14 protein-coding genes are annotated in these 22853 nt (G+C 47.0%); 2 read left to right on the top strand and 12 right to left on the bottom strand.

The genetic code is table 11. The features are described from left to right. Nucleotides 1–116 precede the first annotated feature (116 nt). Nucleotides 117–2420: a type I DNA topoisomerase gene (gene topA, locus BROSI_RS13605; protein WP_052564347.1), complete on the top strand. Its 2304-nt coding sequence runs from the start codon at nucleotides 117–119 to the stop codon at nucleotides 2418–2420. A 48-nt stretch (nucleotides 2421–2468) separates the two neighbouring features. Here topA and BROSI_RS13600 read toward each other — a convergent pair whose 3' ends face one another. The 10 genes from BROSI_RS13600 to groL (BROSI_RS13555) form a co-directional block, all read right to left on the bottom strand. After that, nucleotides 2469–2867: a hypothetical protein gene (locus BROSI_RS13600; protein WP_052564346.1), complete on the bottom strand. Its 399-nt coding sequence runs from the start codon at nucleotides 2865–2867 to the stop codon at nucleotides 2469–2471. Nucleotides 2868–2877: 10 nt separating this feature from the next. Continuing rightward, nucleotides 2878–11253 (bottom strand): DUF6531 domain-containing protein, encoded by an 8376-nt coding sequence (locus BROSI_RS13595; protein WP_157842539.1) that lies wholly within the window; start codon nucleotides 11251–11253, stop codon nucleotides 2878–2880. Between the two features lie 309 nt (nucleotides 11254–11562). Continuing rightward, entirely contained in the window at nucleotides 11563–12894 is a 1332-nt protein-coding gene (gene der / locus BROSI_RS13590) for a ribosome biogenesis GTPase Der (RefSeq protein WP_052564344.1), read from the bottom strand. A gap of 225 nt (nucleotides 12895–13119) precedes the next feature. Then, a complete protein-coding gene (locus BROSI_RS13585; RefSeq protein ID WP_052564343.1) occupies nucleotides 13120–14334 on the bottom strand; it encodes a hypothetical protein in 1215 nt (404 codons plus the stop codon). Next, nucleotides 14327–14527: a DNA gyrase inhibitor YacG gene (locus tag BROSI_RS13580; RefSeq protein ID WP_052564342.1), complete on the bottom strand. Its 201-nt coding sequence runs from the start codon at nucleotides 14525–14527 to the stop codon at nucleotides 14327–14329. Before BROSI_RS13580 ends, BROSI_RS13585 begins: the two co-directional genes overlap by 8 nt. Before the next feature lie 14 nt (nucleotides 14528–14541). Continuing rightward, the gene (locus BROSI_RS13575) at nucleotides 14542–14808 is read right to left on the bottom strand and encodes an FmdB family zinc ribbon protein (protein WP_052564341.1); all 267 of its coding nucleotides are present in this window, start codon (nucleotides 14806–14808) and stop codon (nucleotides 14542–14544) included. A gap of 121 nt (nucleotides 14809–14929) precedes the next feature. Further along, nucleotides 14930–16051: a molecular chaperone DnaJ gene (gene dnaJ, locus BROSI_RS13570; RefSeq protein WP_052564340.1), complete on the bottom strand. Its 1122-nt coding sequence runs from the start codon at nucleotides 16049–16051 to the stop codon at nucleotides 14930–14932. A 249-nt stretch (nucleotides 16052–16300) separates the two neighbouring features. After that, nucleotides 16301–17920, bottom strand: coding sequence for a chaperonin GroEL (groL, locus tag BROSI_RS13565; RefSeq protein WP_052564339.1), 1620 nt, complete (start codon nucleotides 17918–17920; stop codon nucleotides 16301–16303). Nucleotides 17921–17974: 54 nt separating this feature from the next. Next, nucleotides 17975–18259 (bottom strand): co-chaperone GroES, encoded by a 285-nt coding sequence (gene groES, locus BROSI_RS13560; RefSeq protein ID WP_052564338.1) that lies wholly within the window; start codon nucleotides 18257–18259, stop codon nucleotides 17975–17977. Nucleotides 18260–18344: 85 nt separating this feature from the next. Further along, complete coding sequence (gene groL, locus BROSI_RS13555) at nucleotides 18345–19991, bottom strand: chaperonin GroEL (protein ID WP_052564337.1); 1647 nt, start codon at nucleotides 19989–19991, stop codon at nucleotides 18345–18347. Between the two features lie 451 nt (nucleotides 19992–20442). Between groL (BROSI_RS13555) and BROSI_RS13550 the strand changes: the two genes are divergently transcribed. Next, on the top strand, nucleotides 20443–21288 hold the full coding sequence (locus tag BROSI_RS13550; RefSeq protein WP_052564336.1) for a biotin--[acetyl-CoA-carboxylase] ligase: 846 nt from the start codon (nucleotides 20443–20445) through the stop codon (nucleotides 21286–21288). Between the two features lie 97 nt (nucleotides 21289–21385). Here BROSI_RS13550 and BROSI_RS13545 read toward each other — a convergent pair whose 3' ends face one another. Together BROSI_RS13545 and BROSI_RS13540 are read right to left on the bottom strand one after the other, a co-directional pair. Next, nucleotides 21386–22003, bottom strand: coding sequence for a hypothetical protein (locus BROSI_RS13545; protein WP_052564335.1), 618 nt, complete (start codon nucleotides 22001–22003; stop codon nucleotides 21386–21388). A gap of 51 nt (nucleotides 22004–22054) precedes the next feature. Next, nucleotides 22055–22831: a ParA family protein gene (locus tag BROSI_RS13540; RefSeq protein WP_052564334.1), complete on the bottom strand. Its 777-nt coding sequence runs from the start codon at nucleotides 22829–22831 to the stop codon at nucleotides 22055–22057. Nucleotides 22832–22853 lie beyond the last annotated feature (22 nt).

Raw genomic sequence — 22853 nt, 5'->3', positions numbered from 1 at the left:
CTGTGAAAAGCGCTAAATTATGCAACTCCGGAAAAATCAGTAGGAGAAAAAAGTCTTGACACCGTTTAAAGCCTCTGCTTAAATCTTCGTTTTAACGTTACTCTGAGGTTGTAAATATGGCTAAAGCAAAGAAAAATATGGTAATTGTTGAGTCCCCTGCCAAGGCGAAGACCATTGGGAAATATCTCGGTTCATCTTTTTTCGTTTGCTCATCGATGGGACATGTGCGAGACCTGCCCGAAAAAAAATTATCCGTTGACATAGAAAACAATTTCACTCCCGAATACAAAATAATCCCCGCTCGAAAAAAACTGGTCTCCGAATTACTGGCTGATTCAAAGAAGGCGGATATCGTTTACCTGGCGTCCGATCTTGATCGTGAGGGAGAGGCAATTGCCTGGCATCTATCGAAAGCACTTGAAATACCTGATGAAAAGGCACAACGGGTTATTTTCAATGAAATCACAAAAGACGCCATTCTGGAAGCCTTTAAACATCCAGGACCTATCAACATGGCCAAGGTTAACGCCCAGCAGGCACGCAGGATACTCGACCGCCTTGTGGGGTATCAGATAAGTCCCTTGTTGTGGAAGAAAATCTCAAAAGGGCTCAGTGCAGGCCGTGTTCAATCGGTAGCAGTCCGGCTCATTGTGGAACGTGAAAAGGAGATCAAGGAATTTAAACCACAAGAATACTGGAAGATTACTGCCGAATTAAAGACCACTTCTGAAGATAAAGATAAACTCAGGGATATTAAGACTTTTAAATCCATTCTGCAAAAGTTCAATGACGAGAATGTCGAAATAAAAAATGAATCCCAAGCGAAAGACATTGTTCATGAACTGCAAAAGGCAGAGTATGTTGTTGCAAACGTAAAAAAACAAACCAAACGCAACAATGCCCCTCCCCCGTTTACTACCAGCCTTTTACAACAGCAGGCGTCCACACGATTGCAGTTCAGTGCAAAGAAAACGATGCTCATTGCCCAGCAGCTTTACGAAGGGATTGATATCGGCACGGAAGGCGCGGTAGGGCTTATCACCTATATGAGAACGGATTCTTTTCATATTTCCGAACAGGCGCTGACATCCTGCCGGAAGCTGGTTGCAGAGAAATACGGTAAAAATTACCTCCCGGAAAAACCCAATGTGCATGCATCCGACAAAAAGGGAACCCAGGGTGCTCACGAGGCCATCCGGCCCACAGGAGTCGAATATACACCCGAATCCATAAAAAACTTTTTGACAAAAGACCAACACAGACTTTACGAACTGATATGGAATCGGTTTGTTGCCAGTCAGATGAGCCCAGCACTCTATGCGGTAACAGATGTTGAAATCGCTTCGGGACGTTATACTTTTAAGGCCAAAGGAAGAGAATTACTCTTTGACGGCCACACCATTGTTTCAGGACACGAGATGGAAAAGGACGAACAAATCCTCCCGCCTTTGGAAAAAGGCCAGAAACTTGAATTACTAGAGTTAGTACCTACCCAGCATTTTACCCAGCCGCCTCCGCGTTTTACCGAGGCATCTCTCGTGAAAACGTTGGAAAAAATGGGCATAGGAAGGCCCAGCACTTACGCTTCGATTATCTCCACAATACAAGACCGGGGATACGTTAAACAAGAGAAACGTGCCTTTTATGCAACGGAGTTAGGAACACTGGTCACTGAAAAACTCATTGAACATTTCTCGAAAATAATGGATGTGAAATTTACCTCGCACATGGAGGACGAATTAGACAAGATTGAAGATGAAAAAATTGGATGGCTTGACGTGCTTAAGGAATTTTATGAGCCGTTTAAAATCGATTTGGAAAAGGCGGTGGGAGAGATGAAAAGCGTAAAGGGAATTCCTGAAGAAAGTAACCAGATATGTACCATCTGCGGCCAACCCATGGTTATACGATGGGGAAGACATGGAAAGTTTTTAGGATGTTCAGCATTTCCCACCTGTAAAAATACGCTGCCCTTAGACGAAAAGGGTGCACCTGCCCCTCCAGAAACCACTGACCAGAAGTGTGAAAAATGTGGCAGCACCATGGTAATTAAGACAAGCCGTCATGGGAAATTTCTTGCATGTTCTGCCTATCCAAACTGCAAAAACACAAAATCCCTTACCGGGGAAACAACCAAAGTTGAACCTACCGAAGAAAAATGCGAAAAATGCGGCAGTCCCATGGTCATTCGGTCCGGCAAAAAGGGCCGGTTTATGGGGTGTTCCTCCTATCCCAAATGCAGGAATATCAAGTCCCTTCCTACAGGGGTAAAGTGTCCTAATGAAGGATGCGGTGGAGACCTGATTCAACGTCGCTCGAAAAAGGGCGGCATATTTTTTGGATGCAGCAAGTATCCCGAATGCGACTATATCACAAACGAGCTGCCGGATATCACTGATACAACAAAAGAAGTGAAATAACTTTTCACCAATTCCCATCCTACCCGCCAACTCCAGGTTACTCACTGCTCAACCCAAATCGCTCACCACCTGTTTCACCATATCCAGCTGATCGAGCTTCGATGTGAGCTCGGTCGCGGCTTTTTGAACCTGGGGATCTGAAAGCTCACTGGGATATCTCGATTTCCACCATAGTGGATCCCGCTCGATAGATGCGAACAAAATGGCAACGGCTTCCGCTATATCACCAACAGAGCCCATCACATCCTCGTCGCCCCCGATTTCCCGTCCATCATGCAAGCGGATAGTCGTAAATTCGAGCATCATCATACAGCCAAAGCCAAACACTTTGGTTCGCGGAGGATTCAGAGCAACCAGTATGTCTAAAAGGGTTTTGTAATATGAATACTCCTGGGTATGAGGTCCGAATCGTTCAAGAAATGTTTGTATGTGTCGCTCTGGTTTCATTTCGCCCTCTTCAGGGAGCCCGCGGAAAATCTGTCAGTGGTCCGATGTAATCACGGGGTGTGCTGATTCCTTGTGCGCGTAATGTTGATATGACACGCTTGTAAAAGGGAATGGCAGGATCGACAAAACGGAACGCCCGTACTTCGATATTGCTCCCGAATGCAACGCTTTCCAGGCTTGCACGAACCGCTCCGGCAATGAGATTCCTGTCTCCCGAAGCCAGGTGTACTCCATGCTTTCTGGCGGTTGCAATGATTCGGATATCGTTTGAGAGACTGGTTCTCCCTATCCCCTTCATCACAATTGTCGCCTCGGCGTCTGTGGCTGCCTCAAGCAATCGAATGTCATGTTCCCTCATCAATTCTCCAAGTGCTCGCAGAGAGCGCCCGCCCGCGACGAATTCGCTCGCAACGGTCAAGTCGATGCTCATCAAGCCATGATATTTCTGGGCGAACTTCAGCGCACCGGCTTGTTTTTCGTAAATCCAGACCAATATATTGTTGTCCAGGAATGGGTCGTCTGCCAGATTCGAACCTTCACTTGCAGCTTGAATAACGCGGAGCCGTGCTGCGTTGGCGTCAATCTGCAGGGCACCCCCAGGAGTGATGGCAGTCCGACCAGCTGAAATCCTGGCACCAATTAAGGGGAGATGAGGTTTGATCTGTGCCCATCGGGCCAACCGCCTCGCCCTGAGCCACATCTCCGGGCTGCCTCCCACCTCTCCAGCCATGCGGGTCCATTTATCCGGGCCTGCAAGTGCCAGAGAACCGAAGGAAGCAAGTACATCAGCAATGAAGAGCGCATTTTCCAACCTCCTGTCCCACTGGGGAGAGGTGTTACCGGTTGCTATGAGCCCCAGCCTGGCGACCCAGCCCAGCCCTTCTATACCGGCTGCAACAGGGCCACCGAAAGGTGTGAGTATGCGGGACAGTACCCATGAATCCATTTCCCATCGCCGCCGGGTGAGCTCGGCCCTGAACTCTTCCATGTGTCGGGACGAGAAGTTGATGGGTTTCTCAAAATCAAACAGGGGGCGGCCTCCGAGGAGATTCCCTTCGAAATAGGCTTCGTAACGCGTACCAAGCGCCGGTAGCGGCAGAAACGTTTCCTTTCCGATACTAGGGGCACGCCGTTTCCAACGCCAATCATGAATTTCAAGCATGCCGGCTTTCTCTACCAAACGGAGAGTCGAGAAAAATTGCGCAGAGCCGTTGAAATCTTCGTGTACAAAATAATTTCTCACCGCCGACTCGGTATCTGCTGAAACATCCAGTACACGGCTCATCCATACAAGCTCGCCGGGGCTGCCGCCCCATACATAGCTGGTGCGGCCCCTGTTAAGCGGTGTCACTTCAGGACCAAAGGGGAACTCCTCGATGCACGCCTCACCATTGTAAATAAACCATGTCACGATTGTTTGGGGATCGCTTTCAGGGCCAAGCTCGACGTCCCGTAATATCAGCCGGTCAAAGGGGTCATACTGGTACCGTACACTCGTGCCGTCATCCACGGAACGCGCCGAAACCAGCCGCCCTCGGTAATCATAATGATATTCGATGTTGTTCATCTTATCCCTGATCATGTTGCCAGTTTTGTCGAATTCGTACCCGAAAGATTCAGAAATCAGATTTTCCGTCGGTGGAATCAGATCCGTCAGTTTGTCAAGCCGATCCACCTTTATGGGATTGTAGCGGACAACGTTGCCGATAGCCGTACGCCCGATGGTGAGTTCCCGCCGCTTGACATTTCCTTCGAGACCTGTCGGTGGATCGTAATTCTCGACGATGTCCGTGATCATTCGTGCCCCGGTCTCACGGTATTGGTGATATTGAGCCGAGGTTTCTGAAAGGGGAGAGCCTCCGGCACGTTCTCTCCGGTACAGGGAGATGAAATGTTTTTGTGACTGAATCTGGTTGAAACTATCATAAGCAAAGATTCTTCTTTCCTGGCGCCAATGATCCGTATTGGGCTGAGTCTGGGGGAGCGGATGGATGTGATCGTGAAGATAGATATTTCCTTCTTTGTCGCGTAACGTGAAATAGGCTGCAAGAAGCGGTTCACTTGTTGCAAAGAGGGGGTCTTCGCTACGAAGGAGAACGCGAACATCGTCCCAGACGGCTTTCATTTCTTCGGGACTCAAGGGCGGCTCTAATTGCCGGGGAAGTTTTCTCCCCTGGGGGCCGAAATGGGCGATACCCTGCAACAGGCGATCATCATCATAAAAATAATGGGTCTTCGTGTCGTTGCTATAGGTCCGGATGCTTACACGGTTCTTCCCAATGTAACGATACGCTACCCGGCCTTTCTCCTCATTTTTGGAGCGAAGGACGGTGGAACTGACACGTTCCAGCGGATCATACTGTTCTTCAACCTGAAACTGAAGGGTGGGGTAGGTGTATGTAACAGTCAGGTGGTCGGTATCTTTGTATGTCGTTGTGACAACTTTCGGTTCACGGGGTGTGAGCGGCCTTCCGGCGCGAAAGGCGACCGCCGGTTTGAGCCGTCCATTATCTTCATCGTCGACTCTCGCCCGCGATGCCTGCTGTTCGCTCAATATGCGCCCCAATGAGTCGTAGCTGAAACCCACGTATCCTTCACCACCGGCTGCCGTCATCCGTCCTAACCCGTCATATTCATAGTGTTCCTCGGTAACACCCCCGATGCCATCACCTGGTTCAATTGTTCGCTTGACTAACCGGTTGAGAACATCGTATGTGTTGGTGACTTTTGTCTCATTGGCGTCTTTCATGAGCACAGGATTACCATCGGCGTTATACTCCATAACTTCAAATGTCGCTCCGTCAGGCCGAACTGTCTTGATATGCCGTCCCGTTGCATCGTAGTGCAGCTCGGTTGTGCTGCTAAAATCTTCATCATTCCTGTCACCTTCCAGGCCTTGCAGTTTCTCCATGATGGTGAGCGAAAGGGCGCCGCCCGTTAAATCATACTTATAAGTTGTTACCAAATCGTCCCACTTTGTCGCCCACAGCCCGCCCTCTTTCTTATGGCGCACCCATTCTGTCCGCTTCTCCTTCTTCCGGTGTAATGCATCCCAGCTATAGAGAGTCGCGAAGCCATCCGGAACTCCACTCTTTCTTACCTGCGCCCGCAGGTTGCCGAGACTGTCCCAGAAGAACCGGGTAGTCCGGTTCAGCGGATCCGTTTCGGCGATTTGGTAGTTCAAGCTGTTGTACTCCGACTTGGTAACATATGTCCCGGAAGGTTCAGCCGCGCCCTCCTGTGCAGCCTCATGCTCGTGGAGTTCTTCGATATTCCCGTTCCCATCGAGAATCCGCAGGGTATAATTGCCGGCTGCATCGGTAACTTTTGTCAGCCGGTGCCGGCTGTCATAATCATTGTCCGTTTTGTGCCCGTGAGAATCGATAACGAAGTCAAGAAGTCCCTCCTTATCATATATATAGCGGGTATCCAGTATTCCGTTGCTGACGCTCTCCCCGTCTTTGATTTCCAATACATGATCGTGACGCGTGTGCACATGGTTATGCTCATCGATCTCGAATTCAATATCGCGCAAGAGAATCTGTGGGTTATTGTCTGCAACGGGAGTAGGACCGCCGGGGTGCCCAAAGAATCTCGTCCTTTTGATGTTGTTAGAATCATCCAATAGGTGCTCGATTTTATTGCCCGCGGCATCGGTGATCCCCCGAAAACGGTCGAAATCATCATAGAGGTAGGTGGTTGCGTTGTCCCTGTTGTCTATGTGCTTTTCGAGATTGCCGTTGCCATCATATTCAAACGTTTCGGTAATCAGCACTTCCGACTGGGAGCCTTTGCTGATTCGCGAGAGTTGATTGCGCTCGTTGAAAAAACGCTGGGTGACTCCGGAGAGGGGTGATTCGATTCTTCGCCGGTTGCCATAGCCATCATAGTAATAAGTGGTTGTAAGGGCAGCATCATCCAACTCCACCGTCTCTGATTTCAGCATGCCCCGTACATAATAATCATAGGTGCGAACATGTTTCCTCGGCTGCGCGGGAAGACGAGAGAGTGCGGGATGCAGACTGCTGTCGAACGTATCTTTCCACTCGTGTTCTACCCGTGTGACGTTATCATTCTCGTCATATTTATAAGAGGTGTGGATATTGAAACCATTTACGTCATCATAACGATCAGTTGGGCGGTCACGGCCGTCGTATTCGAACTTTGTAACGATATCACGCTCGTCCTTGATGGTTTTTTCGTTCCACCAATCGTCATAGGTCACGTTGCGGGTCGTCGAATCGGGATGCTGCCTGGTAATGGGAAAAAAACCATCCGGTGTGCTTGCGTAAATAAAGTTGGTTACGTGTTTTCCAACATCGGTGATCTTGAGAGGACCGAAGGGAGTCCATTCGATTATCTCATGAATATCTTTGTGAACCGTACCATTGGCGGTCGTCAAATCAGGATAGATGATCTTGACGGCACGACCGTTCTGATACGCCTCGAAACGCTTGAAGCCCGGTTCGTATTTGTAGGTCGTCGTGTAATGGCGTCCATCGGTGACCGTCTCCACTTCATTGAAGTAAGGCTCGTAGGTGTAAGTAAATTGTTCGAGTTTATTCCCGCTCTTACTGATACGTGCAATGGAACGAATATTACCCTGGTTCAGCTTATTGTAAGGTTCACTATCGAGTGTTATGAAATCGTTCTTTGCATCCCGTCCATATTCCACGGCATTGCCCTTTGGAAAATTGACGCGGCGCCAGAGGAGAAAGGGGTAGTAATCGAATGACGTCGACCACGATTTACCCTCCTCCGCTCCCATTTCGGTCATTCGTTCCGTAACGATATTGCCACTCTCCGTTTTTAACGTATAAACCGTTCTGTTTTTCCCCGGATCCGTAACCTCAACTGACAGACCATCATACTTGAATATATACGTTCCGCCGTCTTCGGGAGGCACCCCCCACGTTTGCGAAGAGACACGACCATTGGAGTATTCATTCTTCAAAAAATGGATCCCATCCCGCGCCACTTCCCTGGGCGACGTGATTGTGGTGAGGAGATTTTTGTCCCCGTAGGTATACCGGAGTACGATTGGATTCTGCTCCGTACTCCCCGGAAGCGTCACTTCGTGCAATCGCCCTTCGTCATTGTATGAATATTCAACGGTTTTTTCCAATCCGTGATAGCTGCGCGCAACCAACCGTAGCAACCGTGGAGGGCCTCTTTCGGAACGCAGCTCATATTCGAATTTGATGACCGTTCCCGTATGAACGAGTTTGACAGCACTCAACGTCTGCGTGAGGGTGAGGGGATTGAATGGCCCTGCATATCCGAACTGAAGCTCCCGAAACATTGTCCGGTCGATAATGCGGGTCAGAAGACCATGACAATTATAAAAATAACGTGTTCCGTCTTTTTCCCGTCGCACATAGAAAATCGAAGATGGCACGATTGAACTGTCCAGGTCGGTGGAGAACCTCTGGTTCCTGTCGGGCAGGATAACGATCCGAAGCAGTTCATCGAAACGGCCTGCTGGGGCGTCATAGGTCGATACGAGAGCATCTCCCTTCCATACGCCCCAGATTGCCGTATTTCTGAACTCGGCTTTTTTGAAAGTATACAGAAAGAGACGTCCGTCACCGTCGAAAAACTGGAGATCACTACCCCGCCCTGTTCTGTCACTACGGGGAAACTCTTCGCCATAAGTCAAAGGTGCATCCTTGATGGGGATGCGTTCTCCTCCCACCGGTACGAGGCGCTGATTGTAGTTGAAGTCCCAATTCGGACCCATCACACCTTCATACGTGATATTGCTCCGGTAGGATCGAACAAAATCGAAGTCCACATCATCCCAGGAACGAAGCGTTATGTCCGATGTCCGGTGTACAAAGGAACCATCTGCTAAATGTACGCCAATGCCGGCAAAGGGTGCATTTATCGGGGCCTCCTGATACCCGGAGACTTTCCCGAAAGGTTCCCTAGTCCTGGGAAGAACAACAATCCTGGGTCCTTCCGGCTTCGATGCATCCCGGGGGATTATAACAAATGGTGCCCTCGGTGCCTCCCCTGGTGCAGGGGAGGGAAAAGGGGACGGGAGACCTCCACCGGGTTCGCGCTCACTCTCTTCGAATGCCGGGAGTGTGAATGCCAGTGTTTGAGATTTTAATGCCAAATCCCCAAAATCGGCAGGATGTCTGAAAAACAAATACAAATGTAGCGAGGTAATATTGATCCAGTGTGATTTGAGCTCACCGAACCGGTCCTTTATGATTTTGAAGTCCCGGCTTCCCGGCCAATTCTGATTCGCCACGGGCAATTCGTAGAGCCACGGCCGGCCATCCCATAATTTTTCCGGTATGCCCCGCAGCAATTGTTCCACTTCCCTGAACAACTCATTCAAGGTCGTTGTGCGTGCAGTGACAAGTTCTTCCCAGGCCTGATGATTCTTATTGTGTAACAGTCTTTCCTTTCCCCTGTACTCATTGCGGAGCTGTTCGCGCTCGTTCAGGTCAGTTTCTCCTCTTCCTGCGGTTTGTTGCAAGTGCAGCGCGCGAGCTTTCTGGATAAACTCGCGGTGCAGATTCCACTTTTCCAGGTAATCCCCATAATAGAAGTCCTCCAGCAGCCTTTGTGTCATCAGCAGGTGATTATCAATCAAGAGAACAGGAGCAGCATGAAGGAAACCAAGAGCCTGCCTTGCGGACCATCGGCTCGCCCGTTCGAGGGCATCGGCCGAATACCCGGGATTCTGCAAATGATCAAATGTTTTTGTCAACGCTTGAAACATGTCGACGACCAGCTGCCGTCGTTGTTCAAGCATCGACAGGTTATACAGGTCGAATGGGATGGAGCCGAGGATTTCAGAACCGACCCGTTTTCGTTCGAAAGTCGGGGGAAATGGTGCGTATATTGCAAGGTCAGGTATCTGTTGCAGCTCATTTTGCATGAGCCGGGCTTGTTCCGCGTAACTTTCATAAGTATCGCGAAGACGCTGTTCCAGTTGTAACGATCTTTCGAGGTCTTCCTCATGTATTTCGATTCGACCGGTCACCAAGCGTAATGCTGTCTCTGCTCGCTCACGAAGTTGCGTGGGATCCGGTAATCCTCCGGCACCTGTCGTTCTTGTTTCGTCCTCTTCCTCAGGCATTGGTTCAGGCATATGGTTGACAACGCCGCACACCACATCAGTGGGGTCAGATATGGATATCCTCGTATCCCTGAATGTCTCGAGTCGAAGAAACGTACTGACGACACCATGATGTTTGACCGGTTCACCGCGAAACCGCGGAACAAGTCCTTCGGGCCGGAAGAATGCGGGATCGCCTGTCCCGGGAAGTTCCCTGAAGTGTAGTTCCGAAAGCCTGACGTCAACATTGTATAACGCCATGGTTTCCCAGACGGGTTTTTGCAAAAGAGCACGAAATTTACGCGCCGCGTAAAGGGCGTCGTTGAGCTGACGGAAACCGAGAGGTGCAAGGTTGGCAGACATTAACGGGGAGGCTGGCAGACCAGGCAGTCTCGCAGAGCGAGGACGTTCGGGAGTAAGGGGCGCGCCAGACGCTTCAGTATCGTCCAACTCCCCTTGAGTGGATATCCATGGATAATGCTCTGCAAGTGTTTCGACTGTTGCATCTATTTCATCGATTATCGGGTCTCGTTTGCTCTCCATGGTCAGTACCGTATCCTGCCATTCAGCATAATCACGAAGGTCTATGCGCCGTTCCTCGCCGGCATATCTTCCCCGAAGGCCATGAATCAAGACCCGACGTTCCTTTACCATCTCCTCATCGTCCGGAAAGCGACGCGTAATTTCCATAGCATCGAACATGTATGCCTTGGCCAATTGCCATTTTTCCAAATAATTTCTGTAGGCAATGATCGCAGCGCGGGCTTTTGCCAGAGCAATTTCGTAGCGGTAGATCACCTCCGGTGCCCGAAGGAGCATCTCCCATGCCTGAATGCCAGCGGTTTGGGTAAAAGACGAACGCCACCGGGCGCTCTTCGATGCATCTGTTGCGTTTCGATAGGATTGTACTAAACGGGAAAATCCAGTGGTGTGAATTAGATCGGGTGGAATGATAACGGCCGGTTCAAGTTCAGATGGAGGCTTAAGCGGTAAAAACCGAACCGAGATTGAGGGGTCTGGTCGGAAATCCAAATCAGCTTCAAGCTCGGATGCATCGATCCGAAGCCGCTCATATAAAGCGACGAGCCGATCCTTTTCCTGTTTCACTTCCGACAGCCGTTCCTGCACCCTGTCGTATACTGCCTGCAACCGTTCACCCGTCCTAGTTGCGCGCTGATACAACTGGTCAAGAGGAAACGGATCACTCAAGGCCGGATCGTTCAAATCGGCTGCCGACGTTGCATTGCAACAATAGAAGAGCCACAGAAAAAGAAACAATTTGAAATACGTAGAAAAGAACCGAATTGCCATTACCTCCGGCAATCCGGCTAACCTTTCAGATTGCCTTTTCATTCCAGCCCTCCTCTCGCAAAAGATGATAGGAAATTGCTTTTTCCTTAAGAATGATAAAAAAATAAAAGACCAATGGACAAACAAGTTTGTCCATGCCACCACATAACTCGCGTAAATAAAATGAAAATTCCTTACAATCAATTTATTTTTTGAAAAATTTCCAACAATAACAATGTGTCACATACTGGGCAGGGGCCGGTTTGAACCCCCTGCACTAAATACATTCCTGCAGGGTTTTTCAAAAAACCAAACTGTTACACGCTCACATTAAGCATGGCTCAATTGCACTTTTGTTCTGGCCCGGAAATGAAATTTCAGGGGAACCTCCGAAAAGGGGAGTTTACTGCGGAGTTGATTGGAAAGATATCGCTCGTAATCGCTGTCGAAGAGTCTCGGATCGTTAACAAAAAGGACAAATGTGGGAGGGGATACACCCACCTGGGTGGCATAATAAATCTTTGGCGACTTCGTCTTCCTGCGTGTCGGACGATGCAAGGTCAGGGCTTCTTCCAATGCCTGATTCAATTCTGAAGTCGTAATGCGGGTGTTCGCCTGCTCATAAAGTTCCATGGCCAAATGCATCATTTCTACAACGTGCTCATTATTCTTTGCACTAATGAAAGAGATGGGCGCAAAGGAAAGTCCGGGCAGGCATTGGTAAATATAATTATTAAATTTTTCTGTTTCTACCCCGTGTACCAAATCCCATTTATTGATTACAATAATGCACGGCTTACATTCGGAGATAATATAATCACCCAATTTTTTATCCACCTCGGATACTTTTAGCGTGGCATCAATGAGAAGTAGCACCACGTCTGCCCTCCGGATGGATCGCTCGGCCCGCGCCATACTATAAAATTCGATGGAATCCTTCACCTGCCTCTTCTTCCGCACGCCGGCCGTATCAATGGCCAGGAATTGTTTGCCCTCTATTTCAAATCGTACATCCACCGAATCCCGTGTAGTGCCCGGTACTTCGCTGACAATTACCCTTCGCTCCTTAGCCAGGGTGTTGATTAACGTAGATTTCCCTGCGTTCCGCTTGCCTACAATAGTAAGTTTCATCATGGGTTCAGGAGAAACCAATTCCGGGCATGGCGCTGGTAATACTGAAACAATCCTGTCCAGCAGTTCAGATCGTCCAAACCCCTCCAGGGCAGACAGGAAGAGCGGTTCGCCAAACCCCAGTCTATTGAAGTCTGCTGCCTGGGATTCAAACCTGGGTGTGTCCACTTTATTGGCGATAAGAATAATTCTTTTTCCCAGACGACGCAACTTCTCGGTAACCATACTATCCAAAGGAGTCACACCTTCCCGCACATCAACCACAAAGAGAATTACGTCGGCCATAAGGAGTGCAATTTCTATTTGGGCTTCGATCTCCCCTGTGAGTCCGTCCACATCCTTTACCCCCATTCCACCTGTATCGACTAACTCAAATACATAATCCTTATATCGAATTTCTGTCGAGACACGGTCTCTCGTAACCCCACTGGTGGGCTCAACGATAGAGATTCTGCGCTTTGCAAGGCAGTTCAGCAGGGAAGATTTTCCTACATTCGGCCTGCCAACGATGGTAACAACGGGAATAGTCATTGCTTAACCTAAAATTGGAAGTAAACGTTCAGGATCATATCAAGAATATATTAAATAGAATATAGAATTATAGCGTCTGCCTGATACAAAAGAAAAACAGAAGTTTGTCACCCTCACCTGACTCCGTCCATCAAGGGAGGAAAATAATGGGGAAGAAAGTTCCGTCCCCCCTCGGGGGGAGATGGTTCTGGTGAAGGATATTAAGGAGTTGAGATTTGCAAGTTCTCAACTATTCGGCATTGCTCCTTCGTTTGAAGGATAAATTTCTTTTTTATCTTCTGATGAAGAAGGTCTCTCAACTCCCGTATCCGATGTCGCTGCCGTTGCTTCTTCCTGTTTTTCTTCTCTATACACATCGGTTACATCTGTACTATCAATTTCCTTCCTTAACAGAAAATAGATAATCGTCTTTGCAGAAAACAAATAGGTCACCGCGAAGCTCCACACCGCAAGTTTAATCGAGAAAATATAAACAAGCACCATGCCTGCAAGAAATTTCAGCGACCAGTGGTCAAGGGAAACAATTGCAGTTTTTGCCTCCATGGAGGTTGCACTACAAAATCCAAGACAGGCAATATTGCACTTTTGTGCTATAAAGGACTGAACCATGTGCAACTTCTGTCCCATACCCAAACCCACCGTAAAAAGAGCCAGGCGTATCATTAACCACGCCACAAACGCAATCACAGACAAACAAGCCAACCCATACAGCATATTCACCATACAGTAGATGAGAAACTGCTTGGGACGTGAAAGGACATAGCTATACGCACGGCTCATTGCATCAAAGGCATCAGATCCTTCCGCACTGATCGTGGGAAACATAAAACAAAGTCCCAGTGCCCCTATGACACCGATAAAAACCATTAAAAACCCGGATATCAGGGCAAAGGGAAAACCCAGCGCCACCACGACTTCACCCAAAACAGGAATCCGTCCTATCAGACCACCAACCACGTTGCACACGGCAAAGAAGAAAACGCCAATAACTGGCACCAGTGGCGACCAAAAATAAGACCAGAGTTTTTTCCTGGCGAACTTCAGGGCATCTGCCAAACAAACACTTTCATCCCTGGCATAGTCCAGGGCGGCAATTCGAGTAATTGCCCCGCCCACGAAAGACCATATTGCCAAGAGACCAAAAATAAGTATCGATATAACGAAAATTTCCCCAAAATCCAGGGGCATAATTACCGATAATAAACTGTTTATAAGAATTGATATGTCTTCTTTGGCCGAATAGAAGATAAGTTTTATAAAGATATCGGGCGTAGTACTAATCAGTTTCAGCGCGGAAAAAAACGTAACCACAACCACACACCATGCCACACTGGCTAAAAGGCCGGCATATCCAAGGAACATCTTCTTGGGATCAAAAGCCATTTTAAAGGCGCGAAAAATATCACGACAATCATGCCTTACCACCTTTGCATCACCCATGTTCCCCTCCTTTTTTTTCCATCCGACTCAACGCTTCAGGGCTCATTGGTTCCTCGATACGATACCGTTCATCCAGCCATGCTCCAAGATCAATAAGCTTGCATGGTTCGCTGCAAAAAGGGAAGTACGGTAAATCTTTTCTATTCAAATAGACAAGTTCCTTTTTGCAATGAGGACAATTAATTCTTGGCATATGTATTCTTCTCGTTATTTCTTTTCCGCAGCCTTTGTTTCCGGTTTTTCAGATTTTACCGGCTCGGTCTCCTTTTTGGCCTTTGACTTATATTCCTCACTGCGATAATCAGTCTGATAGAAACCAGAACCTTTAAAAATAATGCCACCGCCTGCCCCTATCACCCGTACTACCTTCAATCTCCCGCACGCAGGACACTTTTTAATGGGATTTTCTGTAATGTGCTGGAATAATTCAAAAGAATGGTCACAACTATTACACCGATATTCGTATGTAGGCATATTCCTTAACCCAGTTATTGATCTGGTTACCTATTATCCAAATCAAGAACCAAGTGGCTGACCTCCTTCCCGAAAAAATGTCATTTGATACTTAAGATTTTCCTCTATTTTTTTACAAAATCTAAACAAAAAAATTCTTCATTTTCTCGAAAAATTTCTTTTGCCGGGGAGAAACATTTTTTTTCTCCAGTTCTGCAAATTCACGCAATAACTCCTCCTGCCTCGGAGTCATTTTTGTAGGCACTTCAACAATCACCTGTACCAGGAGGTTACCCTTACCATACCCGTGCAGGTTGGGAAAACCTTCTCCCCGTATCGGAACAACCTCATTATTTTGTGTTCCTTTGGGTATCTTTACCTGGATAATATTGCCGGTAAGGGTAGGCACGTCAATGGTACAACCCAAAGCCGCCTGCGCAAAAGGAATCGGGACCTCACAAATAACATCATCCCCTTGCCGCTTAAAGATCGGGTGGGGTTTCACATGGATATCACAATACAGATCCCCAGGAGGCGCCCCGTTTTCACCTGGTTCCCCTTGCCCTGATAACCTCAGCCGTGTACTATCTTCCACACCAGGCGGAACCTGAATCGAGATGATCGACTTTTTTGGATAACGCCCCGAACCACCACATTTCGTACAGGGAGACTCTATAATTTTACCATTACCATGGCATTTAGGACACGTTGTACGCAATGTGAAAAAACCTTGCGACTGCTGCACCTCCCCTTTACCTCTGCAATACGGACAGGTTACCGGGGAAGTGCCCTCTCGTGCACCGGTCCCGCGACACGTGTCACAGACTTCTCTTCTCGTTAGCTCAATCTTTTTTTCAACACCGACAGCAACATCTTTAAAATCAACCTCAATATCACACTTTAGACTCGCTCCTCTCCTGGCAGCCTTTCCACGCCCTCTCCCCCCCCCAAAAAAGTCTTCGAAGATACTTCCGCCACCAAAAATGTCTCCAAAGGCGTCAAAAATATCTTCAAATGTGCTATATCCATGAGTTTCCGTACCTCTCAGGCCATCCATCCCAAATTGATCATATTTCCTTCTCTTGTCACTGTCTCCTAATACACCATAAGCCTCTGCGGCCTTCTTAAATATCTGTTCAGCTTCTTTATTTCCGGGATTTCTGTCGGGATGATATTTTAAGGCAATCTTTCGATACGCCTTTTTTATCTCTTCTGCACTTGCGTTTCTATCAACACCGAGTACTTTGTAAAAATCTTCTTCCATGTATTGTTATATATAAAATAAGTAGTGATTTTATAAAGAGATGCCATCAGACAGGAATATTGTTACCACAAAATTATAGTATATCAAACTGCATAAAATCAAGGATGTTTTACATACCATGTCGAAAAAACAGATCTACCTATTCGCTAATTCGCTTTGAAATAGCGCTTACAAAAGTATAAAAATAAAAAGGCTACGTATCGCAGCCTTTTTATTTTTATGATGTCTCAATTTTTTATAAACATCCAATTAATGGATACTGCCTTCAATCTCTTTTTCTTCTTCGTCTTCCTTTAATTCGGTAATTATGGTTTCTGTAGTCAACAGGAGCCCGGCAACGCTAGCGGCATTCTGCAAGGCAACTCGCGACACCTTTGCCGGATCCACAATCCCTGCGTCAAACATATCCACGTAATTTCCCGTATTGGCATCGTATCCCATATTGGTCGACAGTTCTTTCACTTCTTCAACGACCACCGAGCCATCAACGCCTGTGTTTGAGGCAATTTGACGTAAAGGGGACTCAAGCACCTTCGCAATGATGTCCACACCAACTTTTTCATCGCCTTTGAATTTTTTCCGTGCCTCATCGAGAGCCGGTATTGCCCGAATAAAGACAACGCCGCCTCCCGGCACAATGCCCTCTTCGACCGCAGCCCGCGTTGCATGCAGTGCATCTTCCACACGCGCTTTTTTCTCGTTCATCTCTGCCTCAGTAGCAGCACCTACATGGATAACAGCCACCCCCCCCGCCAATTTTGCAAGTCTCTCGCTCAGTTTTTCCTTATCATAATTGGAGGTTGTTTGTTCGATCTGATTTTTAATTTGAGCAATTCTGGCCTGTATATCCGCTTTCTTTCCGTTACCCTGAATAATCGTCGTATTATCCTTATCAATAGTAATCCGTTTTGCACGACCAAGGTCTTCAATTCCTATGCTTTCCAGCTTTAAGCCTAAATCCTCTGTAATAGCGCGTCCTTTCGTTAATATGGCAATATCCTCTAACATTGCCTTCCGGCGATCTCCGAAGCCCGGCGCCTTTACGGCTGCGCAACTCAACACGCCACGGAGTTTATTTACCACCAGGGTTGCCAGCGCTTCACCTTCCACATCCTCAGAAATAATCAGTAAAGGTTTTCCACTGGTGGCGATTTTTTCCAGCAGGGGAAGAAGGTCTTTCATGCCTGATATCTTTTTCTCATGGATCAAAATATAGACATCTTCGAGGACAACCTCCAAATTCTGCGCATCAGTAATAAAGTACGGTGAAAGGTACCCCTTGTCAAATTGCATGCCCTCTACAACCGTCAGGGTAGTTTCAATTCCTTTCGCTTCTTCTACGGTAATTACCCCGTCTTTGCCAACCTTTTCCATAGCATCGGCCAGCAGATTTCCGATCGAAGTATCGTTGTTAGCAGAAATCGTCCCCACCTGGGCAATTTCAGCGCGCCCCTTTATCGGTTTGCTTAACTTCTTCAGTTCCGCAACCACAACCTCCACAGCTTTATCGATACCTCTTTTAATTGCCATTGGGTTTGCGCCGGCTACCACGTTCTTCAGACCTTCGTTAAAGATAGCTTCGGCAAAAATGGTAGCCGTGGTGGTACCATCTCCGGCAACATCGCTGGTTTTTGATGCAACCTCACAAACCATCTTTGCGCCCATATTTTCAAAGGGATTTTTCAGTTCAATTTCCTTAGCAACCGTTACACCGTCTTTCGTAACTGAAGGTGAACCAAAACCTTTTTCAAGGATCACGTTTCTTCCCGTAGGGCCCATGGTTACCCGAACGGTATCGGCGAGCTGCTTAATCCCTTTTTGGAGCAACTTTCTGGCATCTTCATCATAAAGTAACTGTTTTGCTGCCATTTTATAACCTCCAAAAAATTTTAACCATTAAAAAACTTTAAAGCCTTACCCCTGTTACTCAATCTTGGCCAAAATGTCACTTTCCCTCATAACCAGATATTCCTTACCGTCAAGAGTAACCTCGGTGCCTGCATACTTTCCGTAAAGGACTTTATCGCCCTTTTTTACTAAAAGCTCTGCCCTTTTCCCGCTCTCCAGCATCTTTCCGTCTCCCACAGCAATAATCTTTCCTTTCATGGGCTTTTCCTTTGCTGTATCAGGCAAAACAATTCCACCTGGTGTCTTTTCTTCAGCTTCCATAGGTTCAATAACCACCCTATCATCTAATGGTCTGATCATTTTCTCTCTTTACCTCCTCGTGAAAAATAAACAGTCAAAATATGTAAAGTTGCTCAAAATTGTACTTAACTCCTCAGCGATTGAATTACATTCCCATACCACCCATACCACCCATTCCGCCCATACCACCCCCCGGCATAGGCATCTTTTCTTCTTTCTTGGGGATGTCGGTAATGATACATTCCGTTGTCAATAGTATACCTGCAATACTTACGGCATTTTGCAATGCGCTTCGCGCTACCTTCGTCGGGTCTATAACGCCCGCATCAATCAGGTTGCAGTACGTTTCCTTCTCAGCGTCATAGCCAAATGCCTTGTCTTTGGATTCTAATATCTTTCGGACAACCACCGATCCCTCCAGCCCTGCGTTCTTAAAGATCTGCTTTGCCGGAGCGGACAGGGCATTCTTCACAATATCGACGCCCATAGCCCCGTCACCCTTCAGTTTGAGGTCGCTCAATGCCTCCGCAGCCCTCAGCAGCGCAACACCGCCGCCAGGTAAGATACCTTCTTCAACCGCAGCCCTTGTGGCGTGCAGCGCATCTTCCACCCTGGCCTTCTTTTCCTTCATCTCGCTCTCTGTAGCCGCACCAACAAATATCTGGGCGACGCCTCCCGCAAGTTTCGCAAGACGCTCCTGCAATTTTTCCCGATCATAATCAGACGTCGTCGTATCAATTTCATTCCGGATTTGTTTAATACGCCCGGAGATGGCATCGGTACTCCCTGCACCCTGAATGATAGTCGTATTATCTGAATCAATGGTAACTTTTTTTGCCCGTCCCAGGTCACGGATGTCTATGCCTTCCAACTGAATACCCAGATCTTTAAATATCGCCTTACCCTCGGTAAGAATCGAAATATCTTCCAGCATAGCCTTTCTGCGGTCACCATATCCGGGGGCCTTAACTGCGGCACAGCTAATCGTACCCCGAATTTTATTAACCACCAGCGTAGCTAATGCCTCTCCCTCCACATCTTCTGCAATAATCAAAAGGGGCTTCCCGGTCTTTGCTATTTTTTCCAATAGCGGAACCAGCCCTTTGATGGCAGATATCTTTTCCTCGTAAATCAAGATATATGGATCTTTAAATTCAACCTCCATGGAATCGGGATTAGTAACGAAGTGGGGGGAGAGATAGCCACGATCAAATTGCATACCTTCTACCACGTCCACACTGGTCTCAAGCCCCTTTCCTTCTTCCACGGTAATGACACCGTCCTTTCCTACCTTCTCCATTGCGTCAGCAATCATCTTTCCAACTTCAGGATCATTGTTTGCCGCAATAGAACCAATGCTCGCAATTTCAGCCTGGTTCTTGATTTTCTTACTCATTTCTTTTAATTTTTCTACAACCGTATCCAGCGCCTTGTGCATTCCTCTGTTGAGCGCCATGGGATCTGCCCCAGACGTCACACACTTCAACCCTTCCAAAAATATAGCCTCAGTAAGAACCGTTGCTGTAGTCGTACCGTCACCTGCAATATCACTGGTCTTGGATGCGGCCTCCCGCACCAACCTTGCGCCAGTATTTTCATAAGGGTCTTTTAATTCGATCTCCTCAGCCACCGAAACACCATCCTTGGTCACTGTAGGACTTCCGTATCCCTTATCCAACACAGCATTTCTTCCCCTTGGCCCAAGGGTAACCTTGACTGCCCTGGCAAGTTTTGTAACGCCCCGGGCAATAGCAGCCCTTGCCTCTTCATTAAAGGTAAGTTGCTTCGCCATTGAGTACCTCCTTTCAATCCGTTGATTATTTTTGAGAAAAAATATAACTATCAAAAAACTATCGGTTAACAGCAATTAGCAAACCCGATGCCTTTAACTATATTTATGCATTAATACACCTTAAACCATTACGATAAAAAATCTTATATTTAGTCAAACAAAATCTGTATTATGAGTTAGTTACATGAAATATGCCATTGTGACAGCGGAAAAATTCCGACACAAACAGCATCTGTCAGTATGGCAGGAGGTTGTTCATTTTTTGAAAATAGGCAAAAATGGAGATGTTTTATCTTTTCATATTGACTTTTAAACTGCTTATGACATATATTTCAAAATCAGAAATTATCGCAAAGAAAAATTCAATTTCTTTTAGTCTTAAACTAATAGAAACAATAATCCCCTGCATGATTTACACAAACAAACACGACATGGAGTCATATCACCCAGTATGCAAGACCGTTTAATCCCGGAAGAAATTACTAAGGAATTAAGGACGAAAGTCGTTGGAAGTGCCGTAGTTACTTACGAACGAACGACTTCTACGATGGATATTGCCAAAAAGATTGCACGCACGGGTTTTAAAAACGGCACCGTAATTTTTACTGAAGAACAAACTCGTGGAAGAGGACGCTCTGGTAATTCCTGGTGTTGTCCCAGGCATAAAGGTCTGCTTTTTACTCTATTACTCTCACACAATATACAACACGACCGCCTATGCTTATTAACGGGCACCATGGCTATTTCGATTACCGAAACAATCCGCGAAACTCTCCAACTGCCTGCGGAAATCAAGTGGCCTAACGACATCCTGATTGCCGGGAAAAAGGTAGGTGGTGTATTGGTAGAGTTAGAAAAGGGATCCCAAAAGCAATCGCTATTTTTGGTTGGAATTGGTCTGAATGTCAATATCACTGAAAAAGAGTTACCGAAACATACACGTCTCCCTGCAACGTCACTTGCCATTGAAAACAAAGGATTGGTAGATCGCATCCTGTTTGCAAGGGCATTGCTTCAGGATATTGACAAGTGGTATTCTATATTAAGGGATGAACATTTTCGCTACATTGCAGACCGGTGGAAGGAACTTTGTGTCACGGTAGGCCAAAAGTTAACCGTTACCGAGGGTAAAACGGAGTACAGCGGTAAGGTCATTGATATTTCCAATAACGGTGGCTTAATGCTGAAGCTCGATAATGGCCAGATAAAGATATTTCGTGGAGAGCATGCCACAATAAACACCCGAGAGGCGTTGCCTCGGGTCTGTGATAAAACATTCAAAACCATAAGAGAGTAAGAGTTTTTGAGGAGGTTGAGAGGTTAGAAAAGTTCGAACTTCCCATTCTCTCATCTTTTTTCCACTTCTGATCATCAACAAACCCTTCACGCCACGGCTACTGCTTCAGTTGCAAAGCCCTTTCGAGGGCAAAAAGTCGCGCCTCAATCCTGCTCGTCCGTTTTGAGAGGTCGTTGTACACAAAATACCCCAGAATAAGCAAAAGCGCTGTGTAGGTAATAATGATATAGGTAGAAAAGCGGTCTGCAGAAACAGGACGGGATACACGATTTATTTCAGAATCGTTTCTCTTCATCGGTTGCGGAGTTCTGGATGCAGGAAATGACGGATTGATGTGAGGTTTGGACTCCTGAAATATACCTTCGTTACGCCGCACTGACGTTACCTTTTCCGTAGATGGTTTCTCGTACAAACGTCCAATTACAACCCTGGGTTTCGGTGTTGTGGTGTCATCCGCTATACTGTCAGTTTTCACACTATCGTCTTTGCCGGGAGGGGGCGATACCTTTGAAACGTCAAGATTCCTATCATTCTGTTTATTTATCGGAACGGATGCCTGTTGGGGAAACATTTCCGGAGAACCCGTTTGGCGGTCACTGTTGCCGGTATTTTGAATTGTTGCATTCACAGCCACCGTTGGAAAAGATTTTTTATTCTCTTTTGTGATCTTCATCCAACCCAATGGATCATGTCCAAGCACACTATCCTTTCCCATTATTCTCTCCCAAATAGATTTACAAAAGCGGTCTACGTGTAACAGGAATTACTATTTCCTACTATTTTCTCGCTGCACCACTTCCTTTGCAAGCGCCATATAATCCTCAGAACCGTGCGAATCCGGCGCATAAGAGACAATCGGCTTGCCATGACTGGGCGATTCTGAGAGTTTTATATTCTTTCGAATGATCGTATTAAAGGCCTTATCCCCAAGTGGGGGATATTCCTTAATCTTTCCGATAACCTCATTGCAAAGACGGGTACGGCTGGTATACATGCAGAAAATAATTCCCGTAATTTCCAAATCGTGATTTAATCTCTTCCGAACAACTTCATACGTCTCTAACAATTTACTTACCCCTTGCAACGCAAAAAATTCGGTCTGTAAGGGAATAAACAACTCTTGCACCAATGTCAGGACATTAAGGGTTAACAAACCAAGGGATGGCGGGCAATCGACGAGAACATAATCATACTTGTCAAGCACCTGCCCTAAATATTCCTTTAGTACCGTCTCCCTCCCCACAACGCCCACCAGCTCAATCTCTGCTCCGGCTAGTTCTATATTGGCAGGAATAATATCCAGACCCTGAACGCCAGTGTTTAAAAGCACGTCTTCTGGTGTACACTCTCCTTTCATGAGATTGTACACTGAATACTTCAAATTATGAATGTCAACTCCGAGATGAACACTCAGGTTGGCCTGCGGATCCATATCTATGACCAATACCTTTTTGCCCAGCATTGCAAGACATGCACCCAAGTTTGCGGTTGTAGTGGTTTTTCCCACGCCCCCCTTCTGGTTAAGCAATGCAATACTTCTCATTCCGTACATCCTCCTATTTACA

This window comes from Candidatus Brocadia sinica JPN1, from assembly GCF_000949635.1.
GTDB lineage: Bacteria > Planctomycetota > Brocadiia > Brocadiales > Brocadiaceae > Brocadia > Brocadia sinica.
This window is presented reverse-complemented; position numbering and strand designations above follow the sequence as displayed.

Coding starts and splice junctions, on each gene's coding strand:
- der (WP_052564344.1), bottom strand. CDS start 12,894: ATGACTATTCCCGTTGTTACCATCGTTGGCAGGCCGAATGTAGGAAAA.
- topA (WP_052564347.1), top strand. CDS start 117: ATGGCTAAAGCAAAGAAAAATATGGTAATTGTTGAGTCCCCTGCCAAG.
- groL (WP_052564337.1), bottom strand. CDS start 19,991: ATGGCGAAGCAACTTACCTTTAATGAAGAGGCAAGGGCTGCTATTGCC.
- BROSI_RS13575 (WP_052564341.1), bottom strand. CDS start 14,808: ATGCCTACATACGAATATCGGTGTAATAGTTGTGACCATTCTTTTGAA.
- BROSI_RS13540 (WP_052564334.1), bottom strand. CDS start 22,831: ATGAGAAGTATTGCATTGCTTAACCAGAAGGGGGGCGTGGGAAAAACC.
- BROSI_RS13595 (WP_157842539.1), bottom strand. CDS start 11,253: ATGGCAATTCGGTTCTTTTCTACGTATTTCAAATTGTTTCTTTTTCTG.
- BROSI_RS13550 (WP_052564336.1), top strand. CDS start 20,443: ATGCAAGACCGTTTAATCCCGGAAGAAATTACTAAGGAATTAAGGACG.
- BROSI_RS13585 (WP_052564343.1), bottom strand. CDS start 14,334: ATGGGTGATGCAAAGGTGGTAAGGCATGATTGTCGTGATATTTTTCGC.
- BROSI_RS13600 (WP_052564346.1), bottom strand. CDS start 2,867: ATGAAACCAGAGCGACACATACAAACATTTCTTGAACGATTCGGACCT.
- groL (WP_052564339.1), bottom strand. CDS start 17,920: ATGGCAGCAAAACAGTTACTTTATGATGAAGATGCCAGAAAGTTGCTC.
- BROSI_RS13580 (WP_052564342.1), bottom strand. CDS start 14,527: ATGCCAAGAATTAATTGTCCTCATTGCAAAAAGGAACTTGTCTATTTG.
- dnaJ (WP_052564340.1), bottom strand. CDS start 16,051: ATGGAAGAAGATTTTTACAAAGTACTCGGTGTTGATAGAAACGCAAGT.
- groES (WP_052564338.1), bottom strand. CDS start 18,259: ATGATCAGACCATTAGATGATAGGGTGGTTATTGAACCTATGGAAGCT.
- BROSI_RS13545 (WP_052564335.1), bottom strand. CDS start 22,003: ATGGGAAAGGATAGTGTGCTTGGACATGATCCATTGGGTTGGATGAAG.